This is a genomic window from Gellertiella hungarica, assembly GCF_014197145.1.
Lineage (GTDB): Bacteria > Pseudomonadota > Alphaproteobacteria > Rhizobiales > Rhizobiaceae > Gellertiella > Gellertiella hungarica.
This window is the reverse complement of the sequence record NZ_JACIEZ010000001.1, coordinates 43872-66988: the sequence shown is the minus strand read 5'-3', so window position 1 is coordinate 66988 and position 23117 is coordinate 43872. Positions and strand designations below refer to the sequence as shown.

The 23117-nt window shown below is 66.8% G+C and carries 19 protein-coding genes; 9 read left to right on the top strand and 10 right to left on the bottom strand.

What is annotated here, in order from left to right; all coding sequences use genetic code 11:
- Window positions 1-25: 25 nt before the first annotated feature.
- Window positions 26-1393, bottom strand: coding sequence for an amidase (locus tag GGR23_RS00305; RefSeq protein ID WP_183364103.1), 1368 nt, complete (start codon window positions 1391-1393; stop codon window positions 26-28).
- A 132-nt stretch (window positions 1394-1525) separates the two neighbouring features.
- On the opposite strand from GGR23_RS00305, the gene GGR23_RS00300 reads away from it, so the two are divergent.
- Window positions 1526-2902, top strand: coding sequence for an NAD(P)/FAD-dependent oxidoreductase (locus tag GGR23_RS00300; RefSeq protein WP_183364102.1), 1377 nt, complete (start codon window positions 1526-1528; stop codon window positions 2900-2902).
- Window positions 2903-3176: 274 nt separating this feature from the next.
- The gene (locus GGR23_RS00295; RefSeq protein ID WP_183364101.1) at window positions 3177-6152 is read left to right on the top strand and encodes an NAD(P)-dependent oxidoreductase; all 2976 of its coding nucleotides are present in this window, start codon (window positions 3177-3179) and stop codon (window positions 6150-6152) included.
- 73 nt (window positions 6153-6225) lie between these two features.
- Here the strand turns inward: GGR23_RS00295 and GGR23_RS00290 are convergent, their stop codons facing one another.
- Window positions 6226-6606, bottom strand: a complete 381-nt coding sequence (locus GGR23_RS00290) for a phage holin family protein (protein WP_183364100.1) — start codon at window positions 6604-6606, stop codon at window positions 6226-6228.
- Window positions 6607-6609: 3 nt separating this feature from the next.
- Window positions 6610-6900 carry a hypothetical protein gene (locus tag GGR23_RS00285; protein ID WP_183364099.1) on the bottom strand — a complete coding sequence of 97 codons (291 nt, stop codon included), beginning with the start codon at window positions 6898-6900 and terminating at the stop codon, window positions 6610-6612.
- A gap of 346 nt (window positions 6901-7246) precedes the next feature.
- Here GGR23_RS00285 and GGR23_RS00280 point away from each other — a divergent pair, with 346 nt between their 5' ends.
- The 4 genes from GGR23_RS00280 to GGR23_RS00265 all read left to right on the top strand — a co-directional run bounded on the left by GGR23_RS00280 (window position 7247) and on the right by GGR23_RS00265 (window position 9641).
- The gene (locus GGR23_RS00280; RefSeq protein WP_183364098.1) at window positions 7247-8653 is read left to right on the top strand and encodes a response regulator transcription factor; all 1407 of its coding nucleotides are present in this window, start codon (window positions 7247-7249) and stop codon (window positions 8651-8653) included.
- Window positions 8654-8796: 143 nt separating this feature from the next.
- Window positions 8797-8967, top strand: coding sequence for a CsbD family protein (locus GGR23_RS00275; RefSeq protein WP_183364097.1), 171 nt, complete (start codon window positions 8797-8799; stop codon window positions 8965-8967).
- A 65-nt stretch (window positions 8968-9032) separates the two neighbouring features.
- Window positions 9033-9428, top strand: a complete 396-nt coding sequence (locus GGR23_RS00270) for a PRC-barrel domain-containing protein (protein ID WP_183364096.1) — start codon at window positions 9033-9035, stop codon at window positions 9426-9428.
- A 54-nt stretch (window positions 9429-9482) separates the two neighbouring features.
- Entirely contained in the window at window positions 9483-9641 is a 159-nt protein-coding gene (locus GGR23_RS00265; protein ID WP_183364095.1) for a DUF3309 domain-containing protein, read from the top strand.
- A 67-nt stretch (window positions 9642-9708) separates the two neighbouring features.
- Here GGR23_RS00265 and GGR23_RS00260 read toward each other — a convergent pair whose 3' ends face one another.
- The 7 genes from GGR23_RS00260 to GGR23_RS00230 all read right to left on the bottom strand — a co-directional run bounded on the left by GGR23_RS00260 (window position 9709) and on the right by GGR23_RS00230 (window position 17738).
- The gene (locus tag GGR23_RS00260) at window positions 9709-11493 is read right to left on the bottom strand and encodes a dipeptide ABC transporter ATP-binding protein (RefSeq protein ID WP_183364094.1); all 1785 of its coding nucleotides are present in this window, start codon (window positions 11491-11493) and stop codon (window positions 9709-9711) included.
- A 64-nt stretch (window positions 11494-11557) separates the two neighbouring features.
- Complete coding sequence (locus tag GGR23_RS00255; RefSeq protein WP_183364093.1) at window positions 11558-12502, bottom strand: acetamidase/formamidase family protein; 945 nt, start codon at window positions 12500-12502, stop codon at window positions 11558-11560.
- Window positions 12492-14114 carry an ABC transporter substrate-binding protein gene (locus GGR23_RS00250; RefSeq protein WP_183364092.1) on the bottom strand — a complete coding sequence of 541 codons (1623 nt, stop codon included), beginning with the start codon at window positions 14112-14114 and terminating at the stop codon, window positions 12492-12494. Before GGR23_RS00250 ends, GGR23_RS00255 begins: the two co-directional genes overlap by 11 nt.
- Window positions 14115-14163: 49 nt before the next feature.
- Complete coding sequence (locus GGR23_RS00245) at window positions 14164-15084, bottom strand: ABC transporter permease (protein ID WP_183364091.1); 921 nt, start codon at window positions 15082-15084, stop codon at window positions 14164-14166.
- Window positions 15081-15977: an ABC transporter permease gene (locus tag GGR23_RS00240; RefSeq protein WP_343066586.1), complete on the bottom strand. Its 897-nt coding sequence runs from the start codon at window positions 15975-15977 to the stop codon at window positions 15081-15083. The genes GGR23_RS00245 and GGR23_RS00240 overlap by 4 nt, the downstream gene beginning before the upstream one ends.
- Entirely contained in the window at window positions 15967-16575 is a 609-nt protein-coding gene (locus tag GGR23_RS00235; protein WP_183364089.1) for an ANTAR domain-containing response regulator, read from the bottom strand. Before GGR23_RS00235 ends, GGR23_RS00240 begins: the two co-directional genes overlap by 11 nt.
- Window positions 16572-17738 carry a transporter substrate-binding protein gene (locus GGR23_RS00230; protein ID WP_183364088.1) on the bottom strand — a complete coding sequence of 389 codons (1167 nt, stop codon included), beginning with the start codon at window positions 17736-17738 and terminating at the stop codon, window positions 16572-16574. Before GGR23_RS00230 ends, GGR23_RS00235 begins: the two co-directional genes overlap by 4 nt.
- A gap of 304 nt (window positions 17739-18042) precedes the next feature.
- Here GGR23_RS00230 and GGR23_RS00225 point away from each other — a divergent pair, with 304 nt between their 5' ends.
- From GGR23_RS00225 to GGR23_RS00215, 3 genes are all read left to right on the top strand, one after another.
- Entirely contained in the window at window positions 18043-18657 is a 615-nt protein-coding gene (locus tag GGR23_RS00225) for a TetR/AcrR family transcriptional regulator (RefSeq protein WP_183364087.1), read from the top strand.
- Window positions 18658-18731: 74 nt separating this feature from the next.
- Window positions 18732-19880, top strand: coding sequence for an efflux RND transporter periplasmic adaptor subunit (locus GGR23_RS00220; protein WP_246364793.1), 1149 nt, complete (start codon window positions 18732-18734; stop codon window positions 19878-19880).
- A 55-nt stretch (window positions 19881-19935) separates the two neighbouring features.
- Window positions 19936-23055, top strand: a complete 3120-nt coding sequence (locus GGR23_RS00215; protein WP_183364086.1) for an efflux RND transporter permease subunit — start codon at window positions 19936-19938, stop codon at window positions 23053-23055.
- Window positions 23056-23117: the final 62 nt, after the last annotated feature.

The window sequence follows — 23117 nt, the reverse complement described above, 5'->3', positions numbered from 1 at the left end:
GTGCCGTGATGCGGCAGGGACGCGCTCAGGGCCCGGCGAGCGCGCACTCCGCCGAGAGCGCCAGCCCGAGCAGCCGGTCGTCCCGGTTCGGCAGGCCGGAGAGCAGCAGGCCTGCCGGCATGCCAGCCTCCCCCGTTCCGCAGGGCAGCGAAACGCCGCACCAGTCGAGGAAGTTGCCGATCAGCGTGTTGCGCAGCGTCTGGCCGTTCATGCGGAAGAAGGCATCGTCGCTTTCGAGCAGCGGTTCGATGCGCGGCGCCACATGGGGCAGCGTCGGGAAGGCGAGGATGGCCCTTTCGCCGACGAGGCTTTCCATCTCCGCGATCAGCCGCGCGCGCGCCTCGAGGATGGCGATGTAGGAAGGGGTGGAAATCTTCTCCCCCAGCCGGCAGCGCACCACCACCCGCGGGTCCATGCCCTCGGCCTGAGGCCCCGAAAGCCGTTCGCGGTGCAGCGCGAAGGCTTCCGCCGTGACCAGCGGGCCATGCTCCGCCGCCAGCCGGAAGACCGCGGCAAAGGCCGGCACCGCCATGCGCCGGATGCGGGCGCCGGCCTTTTCGAGCCGGAGGAGCCCCGCCTCGAAGGCGGCGGCCACGCCATCCTCGATATCGTCGAAGACGACGGTCTCGGGGACGATCACGTCCTGGCCGAACAGCGACTCGGCGCGGACATCAGGCGTGACCCGTCCGCGCATGGCGGCATCGACGAGGATGCAGTCCTGCACCGTGCGGCAGAGCGGCCCCAGCGAATCGAGGCTGGTCGCCAGCGGAAAGACGCCATCCATCGGATAGCGGCCGCGCGTGGCCTTGTAGCCGACGATCCCGGTGAAGGCGGCGGGAATGCGGATCGATCCGCCCGTGTCCGTGCCGATCGCCACCGGCACCAGTCCCGCTGCGACGGCTGCTGCCGACCCGGAGGACGACCCGCCGGTGATGCGTTGCCCGTCCGTAGCGCGCGGATTGCGCGGCGTGCCGAAATGCGGGTTGATGCCGAGGCCGGAAAAGGCGAACTCGCTCATGTTGACGCGACCGACGCTGACCATGCCGGCCCGCTGGAGCCGCTCGACCACCGCCGCATCGCGGGCCTCCGGCGCGGCATCGGCAAGGATGCGCGACCCCGCCGGATTGGCGAGGCCCTCCATGGCGAAGAGGTCCTTCCACGCCAGCGGAATGCCGTCGAGAGGCCCGAGCGAGCGCCCCTCGCGCAGGCGCGCCTGAGACCGCTCCGCTTCGCCAAGCGCACGCTCCTCCGTGACCTTGAGGAAGATCGCGCCATCGGGGTGGGCGCGGATGGCCGCGATGGTTTCCCGGGCGAGATCCCGGGGATCGAGGGCACCCGACTGGATGAGGACCGAAAGCTGGGCGATGGAGCGGGGCGTGGTGATCGAGGTCATGCAGGGTCTCCGGACTGTCTGCCCTCCGGTATCGCATTCCGGCGCGCTTCGGGCAACGCGCCAATCCGCCTCTTGCGCCCGTCGCCGGGCACATGGCAGGGTGCGCGTCGCAATGATCGGCGGGGGTATTTCATGCGCAACGGGGATGTGTCCTTCTGGTACCGCGATATCGGCGGCCTGCCCGGAAAACGGCCTGCCCTTCCGGGCGACCGGACGGCGGATGTGTGCATCGTCGGCGCGGGTTATACCGGGCTCTGGACCGCCTATTACCTGAAGAAGGCCGACCCCGGCCTCGACATCGTGATTCTGGAGCGGGAATTTGCCGGCTTCGGCGCCTCCGGCCGCAATGGCGGCTGGCTCTCCGGCGGGTTCGCCTGGTCGCGGGAGAAGTATCTCTCGACCGGCAGCCGCGACGGCGTGCGCGAGATGGTGGCCGCCATGATGGGAACGGTCGAGGAGGTCATCCGCGTCTGCGAGGCGGAAGGCATCGATGCCGACATCGTGCGCACCGACGAGATGCGCGCCGCCACCAGCGCCGTCCAGTGGGAGCGCATCCAGAAGGATTTCGCCGCCGAGAAGGCCTGGGACGTCCCCGCCGAGGACATCCACCTGATCGGCGCCGAAGAGGCGCGCGCCCGGATCAACATCGCCAATGTCCACGGCGCGATGATCACCCGCGGCGTGGCCCGCGTGCAGCCGGCAAAGCTGGTCCGCGGCCTCGCCGGCGCGGTCGAGCGCCTCGGCGTGACGATTTACGAGGACACCGCCGTCACCGGGCTGGAGAAGGGTCTCGTCACCACCGCGCGCGGAACCGTCAGGGCGCCGGTGATCATCCGCGCGACCGAGGGCTTCACCGCCGGCCTGCCGGGCCTCTCGCGCACCTGGCTGCCGCTGAACAGCGCGCAGATCGTCACCGAGCCGCTTTCCGAGGCGCTGTGGCGGGAGATCGGCTGGAACGGCCACGAGATCCTCGGCGACGGGGCCCACGCCTATTGCTATGCGCAGCGCACCCGCGAAGGCCGCATCGCCATGGGCGGACGCGGCGTTCCCTACCGTTTCGGCTCGCAGACCGACGTGAACGGCCAGACGCAGCCGGAGACGATCCGGCAGCTTACCGAAATCCTCCACCGGCACTTTCCGCAGACGAAGGGTGCAAGGATCGACCATGCCTGGTGCGGCGTGCTCGGGGTCCCGCGCGACTGGTGCGCCACCGTCGGCCTCGACCCGGATACCGGCATCGGCTGGGCGGGCGGCTATGTCGGCGTCGGCGTCTCCACCTCCAACCTCTCGGGCCGGACGCTCTCCGATCTCGTGCTCCGGAAGGACACCGCCCTCACGCGCCTGCCCTGGGTGAACCGGAAGGTGCGCCCCTGGGAGCCGGAACCGCTCCGCTGGCTCGGCGTGCACACCATGTACCGGCTCTTCCACATGGCCGACCGGCAGGAGGCAAGGCCGGGCGCCGGTCCCTCCGGCCTCGCGCGTTTCGCCAATGCGCTGACGGGCCGCTGAAACGATCTTTTCAGGCCTCACCGCAGCGGACGGAGTGGACAGGCCCGGCGGAGCCGGCCATCCCGCCAAACGGCGCATTTCGCGCCGATCAATGCCCGCTTGGCGTTTTGCGGCACGCTTTTGGGAAAAACCGGCACGAAAGCGCTGAAACAATCGTTTCTCTGGGCGTTTTTAGACAAGATGTGACGTATCCAAGCCTACACGCCAACCGGCCATCGATAAGATGCCGGCACTTTTCCTCGTGCCATTCTCCTTACGGTGGGGTTCCGCAAAAATGACTGATGTAGAAACGCTCAAAGCTCAACGTGCTGCTTCGCTTGAGGCGACCCGCAACGGTCCGCCCGCACGCACCGCGAACCCCTTCTTCGGCGTGGGCCCGATCACCGACGGCGCAGCCGACGAGGCCGACAGCCGCTTCATCAAGTTCGAGTTCGAGCGCTGGCTGGAGCAGAACTACCGCAAGCTCGACGACAAGGGCAACGATCTCGGCCCGTTCACCGCTGCCGAAATCGGCCGTTCCATGCATCGCGGCTATCCGGCGGACAAGTTCCTGCTGGACATGATGCGCGAGATCCACCGCTACTTCGAATTCCCTAAGGCCAACAAGATGGCCGTCGGCCTCGGCGGCGGCCATTCCGGCTTCACCGCTGCCGCCCTGCACCTCATCACCACCAACGATCCCTCCCAGCACGTCTTCGTCGACACGCTGCGTCCCGAAAGCGAAGAGGCCAAGTCGTCCGGCTTCTTCCGCCAGTCCTGGGGCGCGCAGATCATCGAGATGATGCGCTATGCCAAGAACGGCGACGAAAGCCGCATCCACTTCGCCAAGGAAGAAGGCATCGTGCCGAGTGCCGAAGAGCTGAAGGCGATGGGCATCAAGCTCTTCATCGGCGTCGGCCATGAAACCACGGGTGCGACCACCTATTCCGCCCGCGACATCGAGCAGCTGCTCGCCTGGATCGCGATGAACCCGGAAGAGCACCATGTCGTTCTCGACGCCACCTCGATGCTCGGCGCCATGCCCTGGGGCGAGAAGCTGGTCAACGAAGTCATCACCAGGTGCTGCATGTTCATGCCCTTCCAGAAGGCGATCGGCGGCATCTCGGGCTATTACATCATCTCCTTCACGCCGGCCGCGCTGGCACTCGTCGAGAGGAACCAGAAGCAGCCCTCCTGGGCGATCCCGCGCCAGCTGAAGATTGCCGCCCCCGTCGATCCGAAGAAGCCGCTGACCGGCGAGCGCACCGTCAATGTCGGCCCGATCTACGATCCCGAGCAGAACAAGATGCTGGGCGGCGTGATCAACACCTTCTCGACGCTCGCCTTTGCCGAAACCACCTTCGGCCTGCTGCGCGCCGAAAAGCGCATCGGCACCGTCTCGGAGCTGAACCGCCGCTCCGTCGCCAACCGCGAGGAAGTGAACCGCTGGGTGGCCGCCCATCCGCTGTTCGAGCTCGGCGTCTCGAGCGTCGATCACCGTGGTGCGGCCGTGACGCTCCTGAAGGTCAAGGATGCCGACATCACCGATCCGGCGATCCATGCCCGCATCGTCGCCTATTCGAAGAACATCCTGTCCTATGACGGCGTGACCCATCCGAACGGCACCTACGAGGCCGGCCTCGATGTCGCCCGCTACATCAACGCCTTCCCCGGCACGCCCGGCGACTACCGCGCCTGGATCGGCGGCATCCGCCCGATCTCCGACGTGACGGCGCTGCTCGACAACCTGCATTACGCCTATCACCGCGCCAAGATCGCCGTGCTGGAAGAGGAACTTGCAAAGCAGGGCGTGACCTTCGAAGCCGAAGCCAGGGCTTCCGCCACCGAACGCAAGGACGATCCGAACCGCGCCTACAAGGTGCTGGTCTGCGACCGCGTCGGCCTGAAGTTCGATGCCAAGGGCGAGCCGGATCATTCGGAAGTCAAGGCTTACGTCGAAGCCAAGGGCGGCGTCTTCCACGAGAAGGGCTACGAGGACGGCCAGGCGCTCGAAAAGGGCAAGCTGCACTTCTTCTACGTGCCCGACATCTCCACCGAAGCCGAGATCATGGCCGTTGCCGGCAACGGCCAGTATGACGCCGTGATCGCAGCCGCCACCTTCCTGCCGAAGGGCGCGCAGTTCGAGTTCGGCGGCGTGCGCATCGGCGCCGGCACCGGCAACATGGGCTCCGCCTCCTGGGGCGGCGGCAATGGCGAGGGCGGCCACGCGGTTCTGATGAACACGCCGAGCTTCAACTCCCGCGCCACCGCGCAGATGGCCATGAAGGCACTCCTCAAGGTGCTCCCCGATCTCGCCGTCGAGAAGATGCACGCGCTCACCGCCGCCGGAAAGTTCGACACGGGCCGCAACCTGCGCGAATTCCCGACCGAGAAGCTGGAAGGCAAGGTCATGGCCGTGTTCGGCTACGGCAATATCGGCCGCGAACTCGCCAAGCTCGCCAGCGCCTTCGGCATGAAGGTCAAGATCTTCGCCCGCGAGCGCCACAAGGAGTGGATCGAAAGCGAAGGCTTCACCTGGGCCGCGACCAAGGAAGAGGCAGCCAGGGGCGCCGACGTGCTCTCGCTTCACACCGGCCTCGGGGCGCTCGATGCCGAAACCGGCAAGTTCGCCAATGCCGGCTTCATCGGCGACAGCGTCTTTGCCGCCGCCAATGACGGCGCGGTCCTGCTCAACTACGACCGCGGCGAAGGCGTGGATGCGGATGCCCTCGACCGGGCGCTGGCTTCCGGCAAGGTGCGCTATGCGGCAATCGATGCCGATCTCTTCACCCATGCCGAAACCGGCGCCGTTTCCGGCCCGATGGTGCCCTACCTGCCGCTCGGCCAGAAATATCCGGGCCGGCTGGAGCTTCTGCCCCATGCCGCCGCCGATACCGAGCATGTCTCGCGCGTCGAAGGCGCTAAGCAGGCCGTCGACCAGATCTTCGATCTGATCCAGTTCAAGCGCGTGGTGAACCTCAAGGGCGACCTGCCGGCCGGCTACACCTCCGGCGGCGCGAAGACCGTCAAGGGCGTCGGGGCCACCACCGGCCAGGACGTTCTGGCGCTTGCCGCCGACAAGGCCGCGCTGAAGACGGCCCGCGAAACGGCTGAAACGCTCGCCGCCATCCTCGGCGCGCTGGATTCCGCACCGGATGCCTGCCGCCAGTCGATGCTGGTGGAACGTTACGGCGCCGAACTCCTCAAGGCCTTCAACCGCCACAAGTCGCTGATGCAGTCCTTCGGCATCGAGGGCCCCTTCAAGGCCTGATCCGCAAGGGGAAGCCAGACACAGAAAAGCCCGGTCCGAAGACCGGGCTTTTTCCATTTCCGAAGCGGTTGGGTTACCGACGCGCGCCGCTCTGGAAGGCGGCCGTGAAGAGTGCGAGAAGGAGCGCACTCCTGTTGGCCGAAAGGGGGCTGCCTGCGGACGGATGCCGGGGGTCGGCAGCCGGATCGGCAACGACCAGGACCGGGCGCCGCCGCGCAACCAGCAGAAACACCAGCCCGATGACGAACAGCAGGCCGGCAATGGCAAGCGGCGCGCCTGCCGGGCCGAGGCTCGGCAGGAGGGCTATCCACAGGGCGGCGACGCCGCATCCGGCCGCCGCCAGCATGAAGAACCCGGCGATGAGCCCGCAGACCGTGCGCGTCACCAGACTGGGGCGCTCCCGTGCCATCTGGCTGTCGGCCACATGGATGAGGAGGCGAAGGAGCTCGCGCATGGATTATGAGCGGCTCAGCATGCGGCCGCCGAGATAGCCGGCGCCCAGCACGAGCATGATGGCAAGCAGCGGATGATCCTCGATCTTCCTGCCGATCTGGCGGGCATGTTCCTCGCCGCTGTTCAGGGCAGAGCGGTAGAGGGCCTGCATGTTCTCGTCGAACTGGTTGGCACCCCGCGACATTCCGCGCGTCGCATCAGACTTGAGGTTCGATACCAGGCTTGCAAGATCCGCTCGGAGGCTGTTCAGATCTTCGCGAAGGGCTGCAATGTCGTCACTGGTAGAATTGGCCATGTCGTCTTTACTCCGGTGCTGTCTGTTCGCCGCGATCCGCGCGGCCTTCGAGAGACGCAGGCAGCCAGCGCCGCCGCCGAACTCCGCCTTGGCATGTAGGAAGCGGCAGGAACCGTGGCAGGCTCGGAATATACCTATGGCCGGCGAGGCGAGGTTGAAGGGGATCGCGAGGGAACTATCTGTCCATGAGCATTTATACGCATTTTCTGGGATCGGAACGGGAACCAAAGGCTGGCTTCGCCGTTCTAGGGGCTCGAGGCGGGACATGAGTCGCGAGTGGGGATATCGTGCCCCGGCTGGCGGCACGGGGCATGTTCCAGCCGATCCGCTGTAACGGGAAACAGCCATGTCGCCGACCGAACGCCACCGCAAGACAGGCGCGCCTGCCCTTTTCCTCCTCTGGATGAAGGAGGGAGGAGCGGCGGAGCTCGCTTCCCTCATGCGCAGAATTCGCGCCGAAATCTCCGGCAGGAGCACTGGAGAGCCGACGCTGCTGGTGCTCGCCCCCGCCCCGGCCACCGCAGCCGCCGCCTCTGCCGGCTCCGAGGATCAGCCGGTCGTTTCCGTCTCCCACGGCACCGCACTCGTCGAAGGGACCATCCACCTGCTGCCGGCCGGGCGCTGCCTCGTCGTGGAGAAGGGACGGTTCTGCCTGCGACCGGCGCCGGGCGAGGGAGATGCGGAACGGATCGCGGCGCTTCTCCCCTCGCTGCCACGCAGCCGCGACGGGCTGGCCGTGATCGTGCACGGCGCCCTCGATGAAGCCGAAGCCACGCTCCTGCGGGAGGTGCTCGGCCCGGAGGGCCGCCTGCTCGGTGCCGGCGATCTCTTGCCTTCGCAAAACCTTTCCGGGGAGGCCATACCGCTCTCCGTGCCCGCCCCGCCGGCGCCGGCTTCGCCGGGCACCGCCCACGAACTGCGCCAGCCCCTGCAGACGCTCGTGCTGCTCCACAGCCTGCTGAAGAAGCAGGTCACGGAGCCGAAGGCGGCGATGCTCGTGGACCGCATGGGCGTGACGATCGGGCAGCTGACGGCGCTCCTCGCCAATCCGGCACCGGCGGCCCTGCGCCCGCTTGCCCCGCCCCCGCCCGCCGCCCCGCCGGCCGAGGAACCGGAGCCCGCGGCAGGAGCCGACGGGCAGGCGCCGCTCGTTTTCGTCATCGACGACGATCCCTCCATCCGCACGGTCATGCGGGAGGTGATGGAGGCCGAGGGATCGGAAGTCCGCGATTTCGAAAGCTGCGAGGATTTCCTGACCGCCTACGAGGGCGAGAGCCACGGATGCCTGCTGATCGACGCCTATCTTCCCGGCATGAGCGGGCTGGACCTCCTGGCCGAAATGGGGCGGCGCGGCCACCCCCTTCCCTCGATCATGATGACGGGCAGCAGCGACGTGCAGATGGCGGTCAGCGCCATGAAGATGGGGGCGAGCGATTTCATCGAGAAGCCGGTCAGCGCGGCCAGTCTGGTGTCCTGCGTGCGCGCCGCCCTGTCGCGCGCCCGCAACACCGAGGCGGAACAGCAGAGCCGCGAGAAGGCGGCCCAGGCCCTGAAGGGGCTCACCCGTCGCCAGAAACAGATCATGGCCATGGTTCTCGACGGTCACCCCAGCAAGAACATCGCCGCCGATCTCGGCATCAGCCAGCGCACGGTCGAAAACCACCGGGCCGCGATCATGAAGAAGACCGGCTCGCGGTCGCTTCCCCAGCTCGCCCGCCTCGTCCTTGCCCTGCCCGCCGGGGAAATTGAGTAGTTTCCGATCCTGTGAGCGAGCCGAGCCAGCCCTACTTGCGATGAAAGGTGAGGACTGCAGGCTCGGCTTCCGCCGGCCCTTCATCCCCTCACGAAGGAGGCCCGTTCTCCCAGCGGGCCAGCAATGAAGGAAAGGATTCGACCATGGACAAGGATCGCATCAAGGGTGCCGCAAACCAGGCCGCCGGTTCCGTCAAGGAAGCTGCCGGCGAGATCCTCGGCGACGCCAAGCTGAATGCCGATGGCAAGATGCAGAAGGCCAAGGGCAAGGTTCAGAACGCCGTCGGCAGCGTCAAGGACGCCGCCCGCGACTGATCGTTTTATCCTTCGTCGGGCGGGCCGCTGCGGCGGCCTGCCCGGCGCTTCCACGGACAGACAGCATGAAACCCAGCACCTTCCTCTTCCTGGCTGCCTCTGCCACCGCCGGCGCCCTGCCGGCCGCAGCCCTTGCGCAGACCAGCACCACCACGACAGTGATCACCCTCGAGCAGATCGATCCGAATGCGCTGGCAGGCGGCTACCGGGCCTCGAAATTCATCGGCGCGACCGTGGTCAACGGCGACGGCGAGGCCGTGGGCACCGTGGACGACCTGATCATCGGCCCGGCGGGCAACGTGCCCTTCGCGGTGCTGTCCGTGGGCGGCTTTCTCGGGCTCGGCGACACGCTTGTCGTCGTTCCCGCCAGTTCCTTCGAGCGCAAGGGCGACCAGCTCCTGCTGCGCGGCGCGACGAAGGACAACCTCAAGCGGCTTCCGCCTTTCACCTATTCCCAGTGAGACCCCGCCGCCTGCGGCCTGCCGGTCGCAGCGGCCCAGCAGAAGGAGACAATCATGAGCGTCGGTACCATTCTCGTCATCATCCTCATCCTGGTTCTCATCGGTGCGCTCCCCGTGTGGCCGCACAGCACGGCATGGGGCTACTATCCGAGCTCCGGTCTCGGCCTCGTGCTCGTGATCGTCATCGTGCTGATGCTGATGGGACGCATATGACGCAGGGCCCTGCCCGGGACGGCGGCCGGCGCCGAGCCGCCGCCTGCCCGGTCTTGGGCGCCTTCCGTCACCGCGCGACGAAGTGGCCGCCCCCGACATTCTGGAAGGCGGCCGGCTTCGGCGTGAAGTCCAGCGGCCGGATGGGGCTGCGGATCTCCCGGGCGGAGGGGTCGTAGGCCCTCCTGTCCCGCGTCGGATCGGGCACGGGCACGGCCGAAAGAAGCGCCTGCGTATAGGCATGCTGCGGGTTCTCGAAGATCTGCCGCCGCGTGCCGGTTTCCACGAACTGGCCCATGTACATCACCGCGACCCGGTGGCTGATCTGCTCCACGACCGCCATGTCGTGGGAGATGAAGATGTAGGAAATGCCCGTCTCGTTCTGGATGTCCTGCAGGAGGTCGAGCACCTGCGCCTGGATGGAGACGTCGAGCGCCGAAACGCTTTCGTCGGCGATAATGATCTTCGGCGAGAGCGAAAGCGCCCTTGCGATCGAGATGCGCTGCCTCTGACCGCCGGAAAACTCGTGCGGATAGCGTCGCGCCTGATCCGGCGACAGGCCCACCCGCCTGAAGAGATATTCCACCCGGTCCTTCAGCTCGCTGCCCGAGGCAATGCCGTGGATGAGCAGCGGCTCGGCGACGAGATCGCCGACGCGGTAGCGCGGATCGAGCGAGGCATAGGGGTCCTGGAACACCATCTGCACGTCGCGCAGCACCGCCTTCATGGCCTGGCGGGAGAGCCCCTGCGTCTCGCGTCCCGCCACCCTGACCGATCCGGTCCAGGGCACGAGGTTCATCAGCGCCTTGCCGGTGGTGGATTTGCCGCAGCCGCTTTCGCCGACCAGCGACAGGGTTTCCCCGGGATAGAGATCGAAGCTCAGGCCTTCCACCGCATGCACCCGCGCGACGGGCCGCTGCAGGATGCCGCCCCTGATGTCGAAGCGGACGGTGAGGTCCCGCACCTCGAGGATCGGCTGGCGGACCGGCGCCGTGCCGGCGGCCTCCGTTTCCGCCCTGCCCCGCTTCGGACGGTCGGTGCCGGTCATTTCGCCGAGCTTCGGCACCGCGTCGAGCAGCATGCGGGTATAGGCGGCCTTCGGTTCGCGAAACAGCGGCACGGTATCCCCGTGCTCCACCGCCTGCCCGTCCTTCATGACCAGCACGTGATCGGCCATCTCGGCCACCACGCCCATGTCGTGGGTGATCATGATGACGGAGGTGCCCTTTTCCGCCTGCAGCATGCGGATGAGGGACAGGATCTGCGCCTGCACCGTCACGTCGAGGGCGGTGGTCGGCTCGTCGGCGATGAGGATGTCGGGCCCCTGCGAAAGCGCGATCGCGATCATCACGCGCTGGCGCATGCCGCCGGAAAGCTCGTGCGGGTACTGGCCGAGCCGGCGCGCCGGGTCGGGGATCTGCACCTGCTCGAGCAGCCGGCGCGCCTCCGCAAGGGCTGCCGCCTGGCCCATGGGGCGATGCGCGGTGATGGCCTCGACGAGCTGCCGGCCGACGGTCAGCACCGGGTTCAGCGAGGTCATCGGCTCCTGGAAGATCATGCCGATCTCGCGGCCGCGCACGGCCCGCATCTCCTCCTCCCCGAGCGAAAAGAGGTCCCGCCCCTTGAAGATCGCCTGGCCGGAGGCGACCCGCGCCATGGGCTTGGGCAGGAGCTGCATGAGGGAGAGCGCCGTCATCGACTTGCCGGAGCCGCTTTCGCCCGCGATGCAGAGCGTCTTGCCGCGGTCGAGGTCGAAGCTCAGATCCCGGATCACCGAACGCGCGCCCGCCGGCGTCGCCACCTGGGTGACGAGGTTCCTGACTGAGAGCAGCGGCTGTGTTGGATCGGTGGTCACGGTCGGGCAGTGCCTTTTCTGGAAGGGAGTGGGACGGGGGCCGAGAACGCGGCCCCCGTTTCGCTCATTCGAAGACGATGCGCGGGAAGTAGAAGGATACGACCCAGTTCGGCATGTCGACGATCTCGCTGATGCGCAGGTCGCCGCAGACGGAGCAGAGCATGTAGGCATCCTCCGCCGTCAGGTTGTGCTGGCGGGCAAGGAGGTCGACCATGTTGGAGACGGCGGCCTTCGCGCCCTCCATCAGGTCGGCGCCGATGCCCGTCGTCACCTCGTAGCCGCGCGCATCGAGATGCCGCGTCACGGGTCCTGCCGTCGTGAAGCGCGGCATCTTCAGGTTGGCGCCCTTCACGAGGTCGAGCGTCAGCGTGAGGTTCATCTGGCTCTCGATGGCCGTGCCGCAGACCTCGCCATCCCCCTGCGCCGCATGGGTATCGCCGATGGAGAACAGCCCGCCCGCCACCTCTACCGGCAGGTAGAGTTCCGTGCCGACGGTGATGTCGCGGATGTCGAGATTGCCGCCCACCCGGCGCGGCGGCACCACGGAGTGATGCCCCGCCTCGGCCGGCGCCAGTCCGATGGTGCCGGCGAAGGGCTTCAGCGGCACGCGGGCATGCTTGCCGAAGGCGGCCGGCGTCATGCTTTCCCGGTCATAGGACCACAGCGCCAGCGCCGGCTCCGTGAACTGGTCGGCCAGAAGCCCGAAGCCGGGGATGATCCCCGTCCAGCCGAAGCCGGACGGCTCGAATTCGTGGATCGTCACCTTGATGGCATCGCCGGGCTCGGCCCCGTCGACATAGACGGGACCGGTGACCGGGTTGACCTTGGAGAAATCCAGCGTGCCGATATCGGCCACGGTGCTTTCGCGGGTGAAGTGGCCGCTGCCGCTGTCCATGCATTCGAAACGGATGATGGAGCCCGGCGCCACCGTCTCCACCGGCTGGAACGAGCGGTCCCAGCCGAAATGGTGATGGCGGCCATGGATGGTGTAGTTGCAGTTATTGCACATCTTTGGCGTAAACCTGATCGTAGTGAACGGGAATGTGGACCGGATCGACGAAGATCGCATCCGGGCCGCCGAGGCGCTCCGAGCGGATGGTGAAGCGCTGTTCGTTCATGACCGGCACCCAGGGGGCGTCCTTCATGACGTCGAGGAAGATGCCCTTCCAGGCGTCCTCGCGCTCGCCCTTCTTGGCGGGGTCGGTGATGCTGTCGGCGGCCGTTGCGCGGGCGTCGATGTCCTTGTTGCAGTAGTAGGACCAGTTCCAGCCGCCCTTGACCGCACCCGAGCAGCCGAGGATCGGGCCGTAGAAGTTGGACGGATCGGGGAAGTCGGCGATCCAGGCCATGCCGCCGGACCAGACCATCGGCGCCTGGTCGGGCTCGCCGCCGGCAGCGATGACGTTGGCCTGCGCCAGGGACTTGATCTCGGCCTTGATGCCGATTGCGGCCAGATCCTGCTGGATCGCCTGGGCGATGCGCGGGTTCGGATCGGTGTTGTTGGCATAGAGCTCGGTTTCGAAACCGTCGGGGAAGCCCGCTTCGGCGAGCAGCTTCTTGGCGCCCTCGACATCGAACTTGTAGCCCTCGTAGTCCTTGGCATAACCGGGCATGGTCGGCGGCAGCGGCTGGTTGGCGGGAACGGCGCGGCCGTTGATGATCTTGACGATCCGCTCCTTGTTGATCGCCATGTTGACCGCCTGGCGGACCTTCAGGTTGTCGAAGGGCTTCATCGTCACCTTCATGGTGAGATAGCCCGTGTGCAGCTGGCCGCCCTCGACGATCAGCTTGGAGAAGTTCGGGTCGTTCTTCACCTCGAGGAACTTCGCCGGCGGAATGCCGTCACCGGCCACGTCGACCTCGCCCTTCTGCAGGCGCAGCAGCGCCACGACCGGCTCCTGGCCGACCTCGAAGACGATCTGGTCGAGCTTGGGCAGGCCCTTGTTCCAGTAATCCTTGTTGCGCTCGAAGACGAGCTTCTGGCCGAGCGTCCATTCCGCGAGCTTGAAGGCCCCGGTGCCGACCGGATGCTTGCCGAAATCGGCGCCGTACTTCTCCACTTCCTCCTTGGGAACGATGGAGGAGAAGTTGATGGCCATCACGTGCAGGAAGGTCGCGTCGGGCCGCGACAGCTCGATCTTGACCGTGTAGGGATCGACGACCGTCACGCCCTCGAGCGAGGTGGCCGAGCCGTCCGCCATCTTCTCGTAGCCCTTGATCGAGGCGAAGAAGCCGGCGCCGGGGCTCTGGGTCTTCGGGTTGGTCACGCGGTCGAGCGAGTACTTCACGTCCTCGGCGGTCATCTCGCGGCCATTGTGGAACTTCACGCCCTTCACCAGCTTGAAGGTGAAGGTCTTGCCGTCCTCGGAGATGGTGTAGTCTTCGGCGAGATCCTTCTTGAGGTTCGAGGTGCCCGGCTCGTAATCCATCAGGCTGTCGAACAGGCTCTTGATCATCGACCAGTTCTGCCAGTCGTAGCCGATCGCCGGATCGAGCGTCGAGACGTCGTCCTTGTAGGTGACGGTCATCGATCCGCCCTGCTTGATGTCGTCGGCGCGGCTTTCGATGCCGAAGGCGGAGAGCGCCATCAGCGCGACGCCCGCAAGCAATATCTTCTTCATGATCGTTCTCCTCTGGTTTTCGTTGTTCGCCTCGGGCCCGGCGGGACCCTCAGCGCAGCTTGATGCGCGGATCGATGAACGGCGTCACCATGTCCGCGATGAAGTTTCCGATGACGATGGCGAGCGCCGAGACGAGCGTGACGCCCATGATGATCGGGATGTCGACGCGCTGGATCGCCTGCCAGGCGAGCTGGCCGATGCCCGGCCAGCCGAAGACGCTTTCCACCACCACGATGCCCGACATGAACAGGCCGATATCGATGCCGATCATGGCGATGACGGGCAGGATCGCGTTGGGCAGCGCATGGCGCCAGATGACGGCGCGGCCGGAGATGCCCTTGGAATGGGCCGTGCGGATGAAGTCCTGCCGCAGGACGTCGATCATCGAAGACCGCATCATGCGGGCATACCAGCCGGCACCGAGGATGCCGAGCGTCAGCGACGGCAGCACGAGATGGGCGAAGGTGCCGTAGCCGCCGATGGGGAACCAGCCGAGCGTCACCGCAAAGACGTAGAGTATCATGATGCCGACCACGAACTGCGGCGCCGAGACGCCGACGAAGGAGACGAGCATCAGGATGTGGTCGGCGGGCTTTCCGCGCCGGAGCGCGGCGACCAGGCCCATGGTGATGCCGAGCAGCAGCTCGCAGGTGATGGCGCCGGCCATCAGCAGCAGGCTTGCCGGCAGGCGCGAGGCAATCAGCTCCGACACTTCGGTCTTCTGGAGATAGGATCGGCCGAAATCGCCCTGGACCAGCCCTGCCGCATAGCGCAGATACTGCTGGTAGAAGGGCAGGTTCAGGCCCAGCTGCTCGCGGATGTTTGCCACCGTCTCCGCCGTCGCGCTGCGCCCGGCGATCTGCCGCGCGGGATCGGCGGGCAGCAGATAGAGCAGCGCGAAGGTGACGACCGAGATGCCGACGAGGATCAGGAGCGACTGGAGAAGGCGGCGGGCGATGTAGGAAATCATCCGTGATGCCCCTGCTGTGTGGGATCGAGAAGGTCGCGCAGGGCGTCGCCCACGAGGTTGAAGGCCAGCGCGAGCAGGATGATCGCGGCGCCGGGAATGAAGACCAGCCAGGGCGCGCTGGTGAAATAGGTCTGGTTTTCGAAGATGATGTTGCCCCAGGAGGCGGTCGGCGGCTGCACGCCGATGCCGAGATAGGACAGCGTCGCCTCGAGAAGCACCGTGGTGGCGATGCCGAGCGTGGAATAGACGAGGATCGTCGGCACCAGATGCGGCAGGATGTGGCGGGTGAGGATGCGCACCGTTCCCGCGCCCAGCGCCCGTTCGGCCTCGATGAAGTCGCGCTCGGCCAGCGAGCGGGTCTCGGTATAGAGCACGCGGGCGATCTGCACCCAGTTCACCATGGCGATGACGAGCGCGACGATGAGCAGGCTCGGCCGGAACATCGCCGCCAGCACGATGGCGAGAAGGAGTGCCGGAAAGGCCATCATCAGGTCGGTGAAGCGCATCAGGGCCGCGCTGGCCCAGCCCTTGAAATAGCCGCCCGTAATCCCGACCAGCGCGCCGATCAGCACCGAGACGCCATTGGCGAGAATGCCGATGACGAGCGAGGTGCGCGCGCCGTAGAGGATGCGGCTGAAGAGGTCGCGGCCGACGAGATCGGTCCCGAACCAGTATTGCGCATTGGGCGGCAGCGGCGCGCCCTCGAGCGTCAGCCCGTCGAAGAACTGCTCGTCGGGATTGTAGGGCGAGATCCACGGCGCAAGCACCGCCGCGAGAACGATCAGCACCAGCACGGCCAGGCCGGCTGTGGCAAGCTTGCGGCGGAAGAAGCGCCGCCAGAAGCCCGGAAGGGCGGGCGCGGCAAGGCCGGCGGAAACGGGTTCAGAGGCCACTGGACTTTTCCTCCCCTGCGCCGGTTTCGTCGAGGATGCGCAGCGCTGCATCGTCCATGGTGACGCGCGCCTCCATGGCGCTGCGGCGCAGGCGGTTGTAGGCGGCGCTGGCGCTCAGTCCGTGGCGGACCATCAGCACCGCGACCGCCTCGGCCAGCCGCTCGCGATTGTTCAGCCGCCCGATCAGCGTCTCGACCTTCTGCTCCAGCGCCTTGCGCCGTGCGAAGGCATGGGTGGCGATGACGAGCGCGGAATAGGCGCCGGAAGAGCCGATGGGCTTCAGCATCTGCGCATCCGCGCCATGGGCCGCGGCCCAGCTGACCCGGCCGGGCGCCTCGGAGCCGATCAGCGCGATGGTGGGCATCGGCGCTTCCCCCGGGGCCCAGGCGAACTGGCCGTCATAGCCCATGTCCGCATCGAAGAGCAGGATGTCGAAATCGCCGAAGCCCAGCCCGGGCTCGAGCTCCGGCCAGACACGGGTGACGCGCACCCCGATGCGGGCGAACTGGCGCTCCAGCGCCTCGGTATTGGCATGCTCGCGATGCAGAAGCAGCGCCTTCAGGCCTTCGAAGGAGGGTGTGGTGAATGCGCCGGTCATGGGACGATCCTCAGGCGGGCCGGGGCCGGCGTCTGGCGGGCACCCACGGTCAGCGGCGTGCGGCTGAGGAACGGGTCCGGCGCCACGGCTTCCCGGGAGTGATGGAACACCGCGTAGCGGCCGTCCGCCGTGCCCCGGGCGATGTGGACGGGCGCATGCAGGTGATTGGTCGCGGGATCGATGGTGAGCGGCCCGAGCGGCGTTGAAGGCCGCAGGGCCTTGACCGCCTCGAGCTGCGCGGTGGCCGTTGCCTGTTCCGCCGCCTCGAGTCCGGCGCGGATCAGCAGCACCGAGGCATAGGCCTGCGCGAAGCAGGCGGAGATGCCACCATCGACGAGCGCGGGATCGAGGCTGGCGAGAAAGGCGCGGTTGTCGGCCGTTTCCAGCGCCTGGAAGTAGATCGCGGTGGTGAAGTTGCCCTCGTAGGCGGGGGCGATCTCGCGCATCTCGTTTTCCAGGAAATTGCAGCTCAGCACCGGACGGCGCGCGGGCAGGAAATCCGGATCCTCTTCCCCAAGCGCCCGGTAGGCCTTCAGGAAGGCGTAGGAGGACGGCCCGACCAGCGAATTCAGGATGAAATCCGGCCGCTTGCGGCGGATTTCCTCGACGATGTGGCCGATATCCGTGTCACCCAGCGACACCTGCCGCTCGCCGAGCACCACGCCGCCCGACCGGCCGATCACCTCGCGGGCAAGCCGGCAGGTTTCCCAGCCCCAGATATAGTTGGAGCCGACGAGAAAGCCCTTGTCGCCGAAGGCGGGCATGGCGAATTCCAGGATCGGCAGGACATGCTGGTTGGAGCAGGCGCCCACATAGACGACGTTCTCGCTCGCCTCGAAACCCTCGTACATGCAGGGATACCACAGGAGCGCATCCGTCTTCTCGATGACGGGGATCACCTCCTTGCGGCTCCAGGACGTGGTGCAGCCGACGATGTGCTTGACCCCGTGCTCGACGAGCAGCTTACGGGCAAGCGGGGCGTAGCGGTCGGTATTGCCGCCCGGATCCGCCACCACGGGCCGCAGCTCGAAGCGGCTTTCCGGATCGGCATTGACGGCCTCGATGGCCGAAAGCGCGCCGGCATAGCCCTGCCCGGCCGGACCGGCATAGGACCCGGAACGGGAAAAGAGAATGCCGACCGGCACGCGGATCTTCTCAGCCAAGTTGTTCCCCCAAATGACAACAGGCCCACGGAAGCCCGGCAAGGCTTCGGTGGGGCGCAGATGCCCGTCACTTTCCTGATGTATGCATCAGAATAGAATTGCGGTCTGACCGGAGTCAAGGGGGAACTCGCATCGCCGGGCCGCCGCTGCCCGGCACGGCCGGCAGGCGCGGCAGCGGGTCCATGGATCCGCATGGGTCCCCTCCGCGCCGCGGGAAAATGAGCCCCACCCCTTGATTTATGACGACTGACGAATTATAAATTTCGTCAGAAGTTATCTTTCAGCGAACAATTGGCCGCACGCCATGACCGAAATGACCCACGAGGACAACATCCGCCGGATCCTGGAAAGCGCCGAGAAGCTCTTCCGGGTCTACGGCTACGCCAAGACCAACGTGGCCGACATCGCCCGCGACCTCGGCATGTCGCCGGCCAACATCTACCGTTTCTTCCGCTCCAAGGCCGACATCCACGAGGAGCTCGCGCGCCGCATGCTGGCGCAGAACGACACGCTCGCCCGTGACATCGCCGCCCTCGACCTGCCCGCGGAGGAGCGCCTGCGCCGCTTCCTCCTCGAGATGCACCGCCTCACCGTCGAGACCTTCCTTGTGGAGGAAAAGGTCCACGAGATGGTGGTGGTCGCCATGGAAAAGCAGTGGCCGGTCATCGAGGCGCATATCGAGCGGCAGTGGCGGACCGCCCAGTCCATCATCGAGGACGGCATCCGCAACGGCGAGTTCCCGCCGCAGGATTCGGAAGTGTCCGCCAAGTGCTTCCTGTCGGGCATGACGGCGCTGGTTCATCCGCAATGCGTCTCCCAATGCCCGCCCCGCAAAAACCGCGCCACGCCCGAGCAGAGCGCGGATTTCCTGTTGCGCGCCCTGAAATACGCGCCGCCCGCCGCCGCTTCGGCGCACTGAACAAGACTTGCCGCCCGTGCGGCGCACGAACAAGGCCCGCCGCCCATGCGGCGCACGAACAAGGAACTGAGATCATGATGCAGCCCACCCCCTTTGGCCGCACGCTCCGCACGGCCCTGACCGCAACCGCGCTGGCCGCCGCCGCCTTTGCGCTGTCGGCCTGCTCGCAGGAAAAGGTCGAGACCGTCGAGGAAATCCGCCCCGTGAAGATCGTCAAGGTCGAGCCGGCGGAGGTCTCCTCCACCCTCGTCTATTCCGGTTCCGTCAAGGCGCGGACGGAGATGAATCTCGGCTTCCGCATCAACGGCAAGATCATCGATCGCCGCGTCGACATCGGCGACCGCGTGAAGAAGGGCGACGTGCTGCTCAGCCTCGACCGGTCCGACATCACGCTGGCGGAAAGCCGCGCCAGGGCGAGCCTCGATGCGGCCCGCCAGCAGTTCGAGACGGCGGAAGCCGCCTTCCGGCGCGCCGACCAGCTCTACCGCCAGAAGACCATTCCGCTCTCGCTGCTCGAACAGCGCAAGCTCGCCTATGATCAGGCGCTTTCCACCCGCACCTCGGCCGAGGCGCAGCTCGACGAGGCCCGCAACCAGCTCCGCTATGCCGACCTGACCGCCGACCGCGACGGCGTGGTCACCGCCGTTCAGGCCGAGGCCGGCCAGGTGATCGGCGCCGGCAGCATCGCCGTGGTGATTGCCGCCGACGACGAGAAGGAAGTGCAGATCGCCGTGCCGGAGATGGATATCGCCGCCTTCAGCGTCGGCCAGCCGGTGCGCGCCCGCTTCTGGGCGGATGCCGGGATCGATCTTCGCGGCAAGGTGCGCGAGATCGCCGCAAGCGCCGATCCGCTTTCGCGCACCTTTGCCGTGCGTGTCTCCCTCGACGACGATCCGCGCGTCCGCCTCGGCATGACCGCCACCGTCGAGGCCAGCCGCAAGAGCGGCCATCCCGTGGTCAACCTGCCGCTTTCGGCCCTGTCGAAGACCGAGGGCCGCACGGTGGTCTGGGTGGTCGATGCGCAGAGCAAGACGGTCTCGCCGCGCGAGGTCAGGGCCGGCGCCTTCACCGCCGATGGCGTGGCCATCGACGACGGGCTGAAGCGGGGCGATCTCGTGGTTGCCGCCGGCACCCAGTTCATGACCGACAAGCGCAAGGTGAAGCTGCCCGAAGGCTTCCGCGAGGCGCTTGCCGCGAACGCGGCTGCAAAACCCGCCATCTGACCGCGGGGCGAAAGCCCCCCCCTCCCGTCCCCGCTCCATAGACCCAAGGTGTGCCATGTCGACCTCTTCGACCAATGACGGCGCAGGTTTCAACCTGTCGCGCTGGGCGATCCAGCATCCCAGCATCATCCGCTTCCTCTTCGGCCTGATCATCGTGATGGGCGCGCTCGGCCTGATGCGGATGGGGCAGAAGGAGGACCCGGACTTCACCTTCCGGGCCATGATCATCCAGGTGGCCTGGCCCGGCGCCTCCATCGAGGAGATGCAGGATCAGGTGGTCAACAAGATCGAGCGGAAACTCCAGGAAACGCCCCATCTCGACTACATCAAGTCCTTCTCGCGCGCCGGCAGCGCCATCATCACCATCAACATCGCCGGCGATACCAATGCGGCCCAGGTGAAGGATGCCTTCTACCAGGTGCGCAAGAAGGTGGGCGACATCAGGAGCGAGCTGCCGAGCGGTCTTTACGGCCCCTATTTCAACGACGAGTTCGGCGATACCTACATCACCCTGCATGCGCTCAACGGCGAAGGGTTCAGCTATCCGGAGCTGAAGCAGTTCGCCATCAAGGCCCGTGACATGCTGCTCCAGACCCCGGGCGTGGAAAAGGCGGTCATCCTCGGCGACCAGCCGCAGAAGATCTTCATCGACGTCTCCACCAAGGCTCTCGCCGAACGGGGCCTGACGATCCGCGACATCTCCGCCGCGATTGCCGGCCAGAACGACATGGATCCCGCCGGCACCGTCACGACGGCAGACCGTTCGGTGCGCATTTCGGTGGATGGCGGCGTCACCACGCCGGAGGATATCCGCCAGCTCCGCCTTGCCGCCGGCAACCAGGTCTTCCGGCTCGGCGACATCGCCCGCGTCTACGAGGGCTTCGAGGACCCGCCGTCGCGCAAGTTCCGCTACAACGGCATCGACAGCGTCGAGATCGGCGTCGTCATGGCCAAGGGCTTCAAGGTGACGGATGTCGGCACCGCCGTCGAGGCGACCTACGAGCGCTTCCGCGAGACGCTGCCCGTCGGCGTCAGCGTCGGACAGATCTCGAACCAGCCGGAAGTCGTCCGCGAAGCCATGGCCGAGTTCGGCCAGGCGCTGATCGAGGCGCTCATCATCGTGCTCGTGGTCTCGCTTCTCTCCATCGGCTGGCGGTCCGGCATGGTCATCGCCATCACCATCCCGCTGGTGCTCGCCGCAACCTTCGCGGTGATGGAAATGATGGGCATCGAGCTGCAGCGCATCTCGCTCGGCGCGCTCATCATCGCGCTCGGCCTCCTCGTCGACGACGCCATGATCGTCGTGGAGCTGATGGAGCGCAAGCTCGAGGAAGGGCTGCCGAAGCTCGAGGCCGCAAGCTTTGCCTATACATCCACCTCCTTCCCCATGCTGACGGGCACGCTCATCACCACGGCGGGCTTCATCCCCGTCGGCTTTGCCGCCTCCACGGCGGGCGAATATGTCAGCTCGCTCTTCTACGTGGTCGGCATCGCGCTCGTCTGCTCCTGGATCGTCGCCGTGCTCTTCACGCCCTGGCTCGGGCACATGATCCTCAAGCATCGCCCGCATGCGGAAGGCGAAGTGCGCGATGTCTTCGGCTCGCCCTTCTACCGCCGGCTCCGGGCCACCGTGGGCTGGGCGGTCCGCCACCGCATCATCGTGCTTCTCGCGACGGTCGCGGTCTTCGGCGCCAGCATCTACAGCTTCCGCTTCATCCCGCAGAATTTCTTCCCGCAGTCCTCCCGGCCGGAGATCCTCGTCGACATGTGGATGCCCGAGGGCACGGCGATCGGCGAGGTGGAGCGCCAGGCAAAGGCCCTCGAGGCGCGCATCCTCGACGACAAGGACAAGACCTTCGTCGCCACCTTCATCGGCGAGGGCGCGCCGCGCTTCTTCCTGCCGCTCGACCAGCAGCTGCGCAATCCGAACTTCGCCCAGCTCCTCGTGATGGCGAAGGACGTGGACAGCCGCGAGCGGCTGATCCGGAAGCTCCGGGACATCCTGGCGAAGGACTTCCCCACCGTGCGCTCCAAGGTCGACCGCCTGTTCCTCGGCCCGCCGGTCGGCTGGCCGGTCCAGATGCGCGTCTCCGGTCCCGACCGCGACGAGGTGCGCCGGATCGCCACGGAGGTCGAAGCGGTCTACCGCAAGAACCCGCTGCTCTCGGCCGTCCACGACGACTGGCTGGAACAGGTGCCCGCCATGCGCCTCGTGATCGACCAGGACCGCGCCCGCGCGCTCGGCGTCTCCTCCCAGCGCGTCCGCCAGATGCTGCAGGCGGCCATGTCGGGAGCGCCCCTTTCGGAGTTCCGCTCCGGCGAGGAGACCATCTCCATCGTGGTGCGCGAGCCCGCCGAGAACCGCAGCCTGCTGACGGCGGTCAACTCCGTCTACGTCCCGACCGACAACGGCCGTTTCGTGCCGGTCTCGCAGGTCGCCCGTGTCGAGCCCGTGCTGGAAAACGGCATCGAATGGCGGCGCGACCGCATGCCGACGATCACCGTGCGCGGCGTGGTGCCGGACGATGTCCAGTCGAACGAGGTGGCGCTTTCCGTCTTCGACCAGCTGAAGCCGCTGCGCGACGGGCTTGCCCCGGGCTACAAGATCGAGATCCAGGGCGGCGTCGAGGAATCGGCAACCTCCCAGGCATCGATTGCCGCCAAGGTGCCGGTCATGCTGATCATCATCGTGCTGCTTCTGATGGTGCAGCTCCAGCATTTCGGCAAGGCCATGCTGGTGCTGGCGACGGGTCCGCTCGGCATCATCGGTGCGGCGGCGGCGCTCCTCGTCAGCGGCGCGCCCTTCGGCTTCGTCGCGATCCTCGGGGTCATCGCGCTGCTCGGCATCATCATCCGCAACTCGATCATCCTCGTGGACCAGATCGACCAGGACATCGCCGCCGGCATGGAACGCATGGAAGCGATCGTGGAGGCGACGGTGCGCCGCTTCCGCCCCATCGTGCTGACCGCGCTCACCGCCGTGCTGGCGCTGATCCCGATCTCGCGCGGGGCCTTCTGGGGTCCGCTTGCCTATGCGATGATGGGCGGCATTCTGGTGGCGACGGTGCTGACCGTCCTGGTGCTTCCGGCGGGCTATGCCCTGTTCTTCGGCCGGGCGCGGCAGAAGACGGAAAAACGGCCTGAAATCGGGGAAGATACAGTCCCCTCCACCTGATTTTTACCGAAAATCATCCAAAAACTGCGGCGCGCTGGAACGAAGCGCGCCGTTTTGCATTC

Coding starts and splice junctions, on each gene's coding strand:
- GGR23_RS00305 (WP_183364103.1), bottom strand. CDS start 1,393: ATGACCTCGATCACCACGCCCCGCTCCATCGCCCAGCTTTCGGTCCTC.
- GGR23_RS00300 (WP_183364102.1), top strand. CDS start 1,526: ATGCGCAACGGGGATGTGTCCTTCTGGTACCGCGATATCGGCGGCCTG.
- GGR23_RS00295 (WP_183364101.1), top strand. CDS start 3,177: ATGACTGATGTAGAAACGCTCAAAGCTCAACGTGCTGCTTCGCTTGAG.
- GGR23_RS00290 (WP_183364100.1), bottom strand. CDS start 6,606: ATGCGCGAGCTCCTTCGCCTCCTCATCCATGTGGCCGACAGCCAGATG.
- GGR23_RS00285 (WP_183364099.1), bottom strand. CDS start 6,900: ATGGCCAATTCTACCAGTGACGACATTGCAGCCCTTCGCGAAGATCTG.
- GGR23_RS00280 (WP_183364098.1), top strand. CDS start 7,247: ATGTCGCCGACCGAACGCCACCGCAAGACAGGCGCGCCTGCCCTTTTC.
- GGR23_RS00275 (WP_183364097.1), top strand. CDS start 8,797: ATGGACAAGGATCGCATCAAGGGTGCCGCAAACCAGGCCGCCGGTTCC.
- GGR23_RS00270 (WP_183364096.1), top strand. CDS start 9,033: ATGAAACCCAGCACCTTCCTCTTCCTGGCTGCCTCTGCCACCGCCGGC.
- GGR23_RS00265 (WP_183364095.1), top strand. CDS start 9,483: ATGAGCGTCGGTACCATTCTCGTCATCATCCTCATCCTGGTTCTCATC.
- GGR23_RS00255 (WP_183364093.1), bottom strand. CDS start 12,502: ATGTGCAATAACTGCAACTACACCATCCATGGCCGCCATCACCATTTC.
- GGR23_RS00250 (WP_183364092.1), bottom strand. CDS start 14,114: ATGAAGAAGATATTGCTTGCGGGCGTCGCGCTGATGGCGCTCTCCGCC.
- GGR23_RS00245 (WP_183364091.1), bottom strand. CDS start 15,084: ATGATTTCCTACATCGCCCGCCGCCTTCTCCAGTCGCTCCTGATCCTC.
- GGR23_RS00235 (WP_183364089.1), bottom strand. CDS start 16,575: ATGACCGGCGCATTCACCACACCCTCCTTCGAAGGCCTGAAGGCGCTG.
- GGR23_RS00225 (WP_183364087.1), top strand. CDS start 18,043: ATGACCGAAATGACCCACGAGGACAACATCCGCCGGATCCTGGAAAGC.
- GGR23_RS00220 (WP_246364793.1), top strand. CDS start 18,732: ATGATGCAGCCCACCCCCTTTGGCCGCACGCTCCGCACGGCCCTGACC.
- GGR23_RS00215 (WP_183364086.1), top strand. CDS start 19,936: ATGTCGACCTCTTCGACCAATGACGGCGCAGGTTTCAACCTGTCGCGC.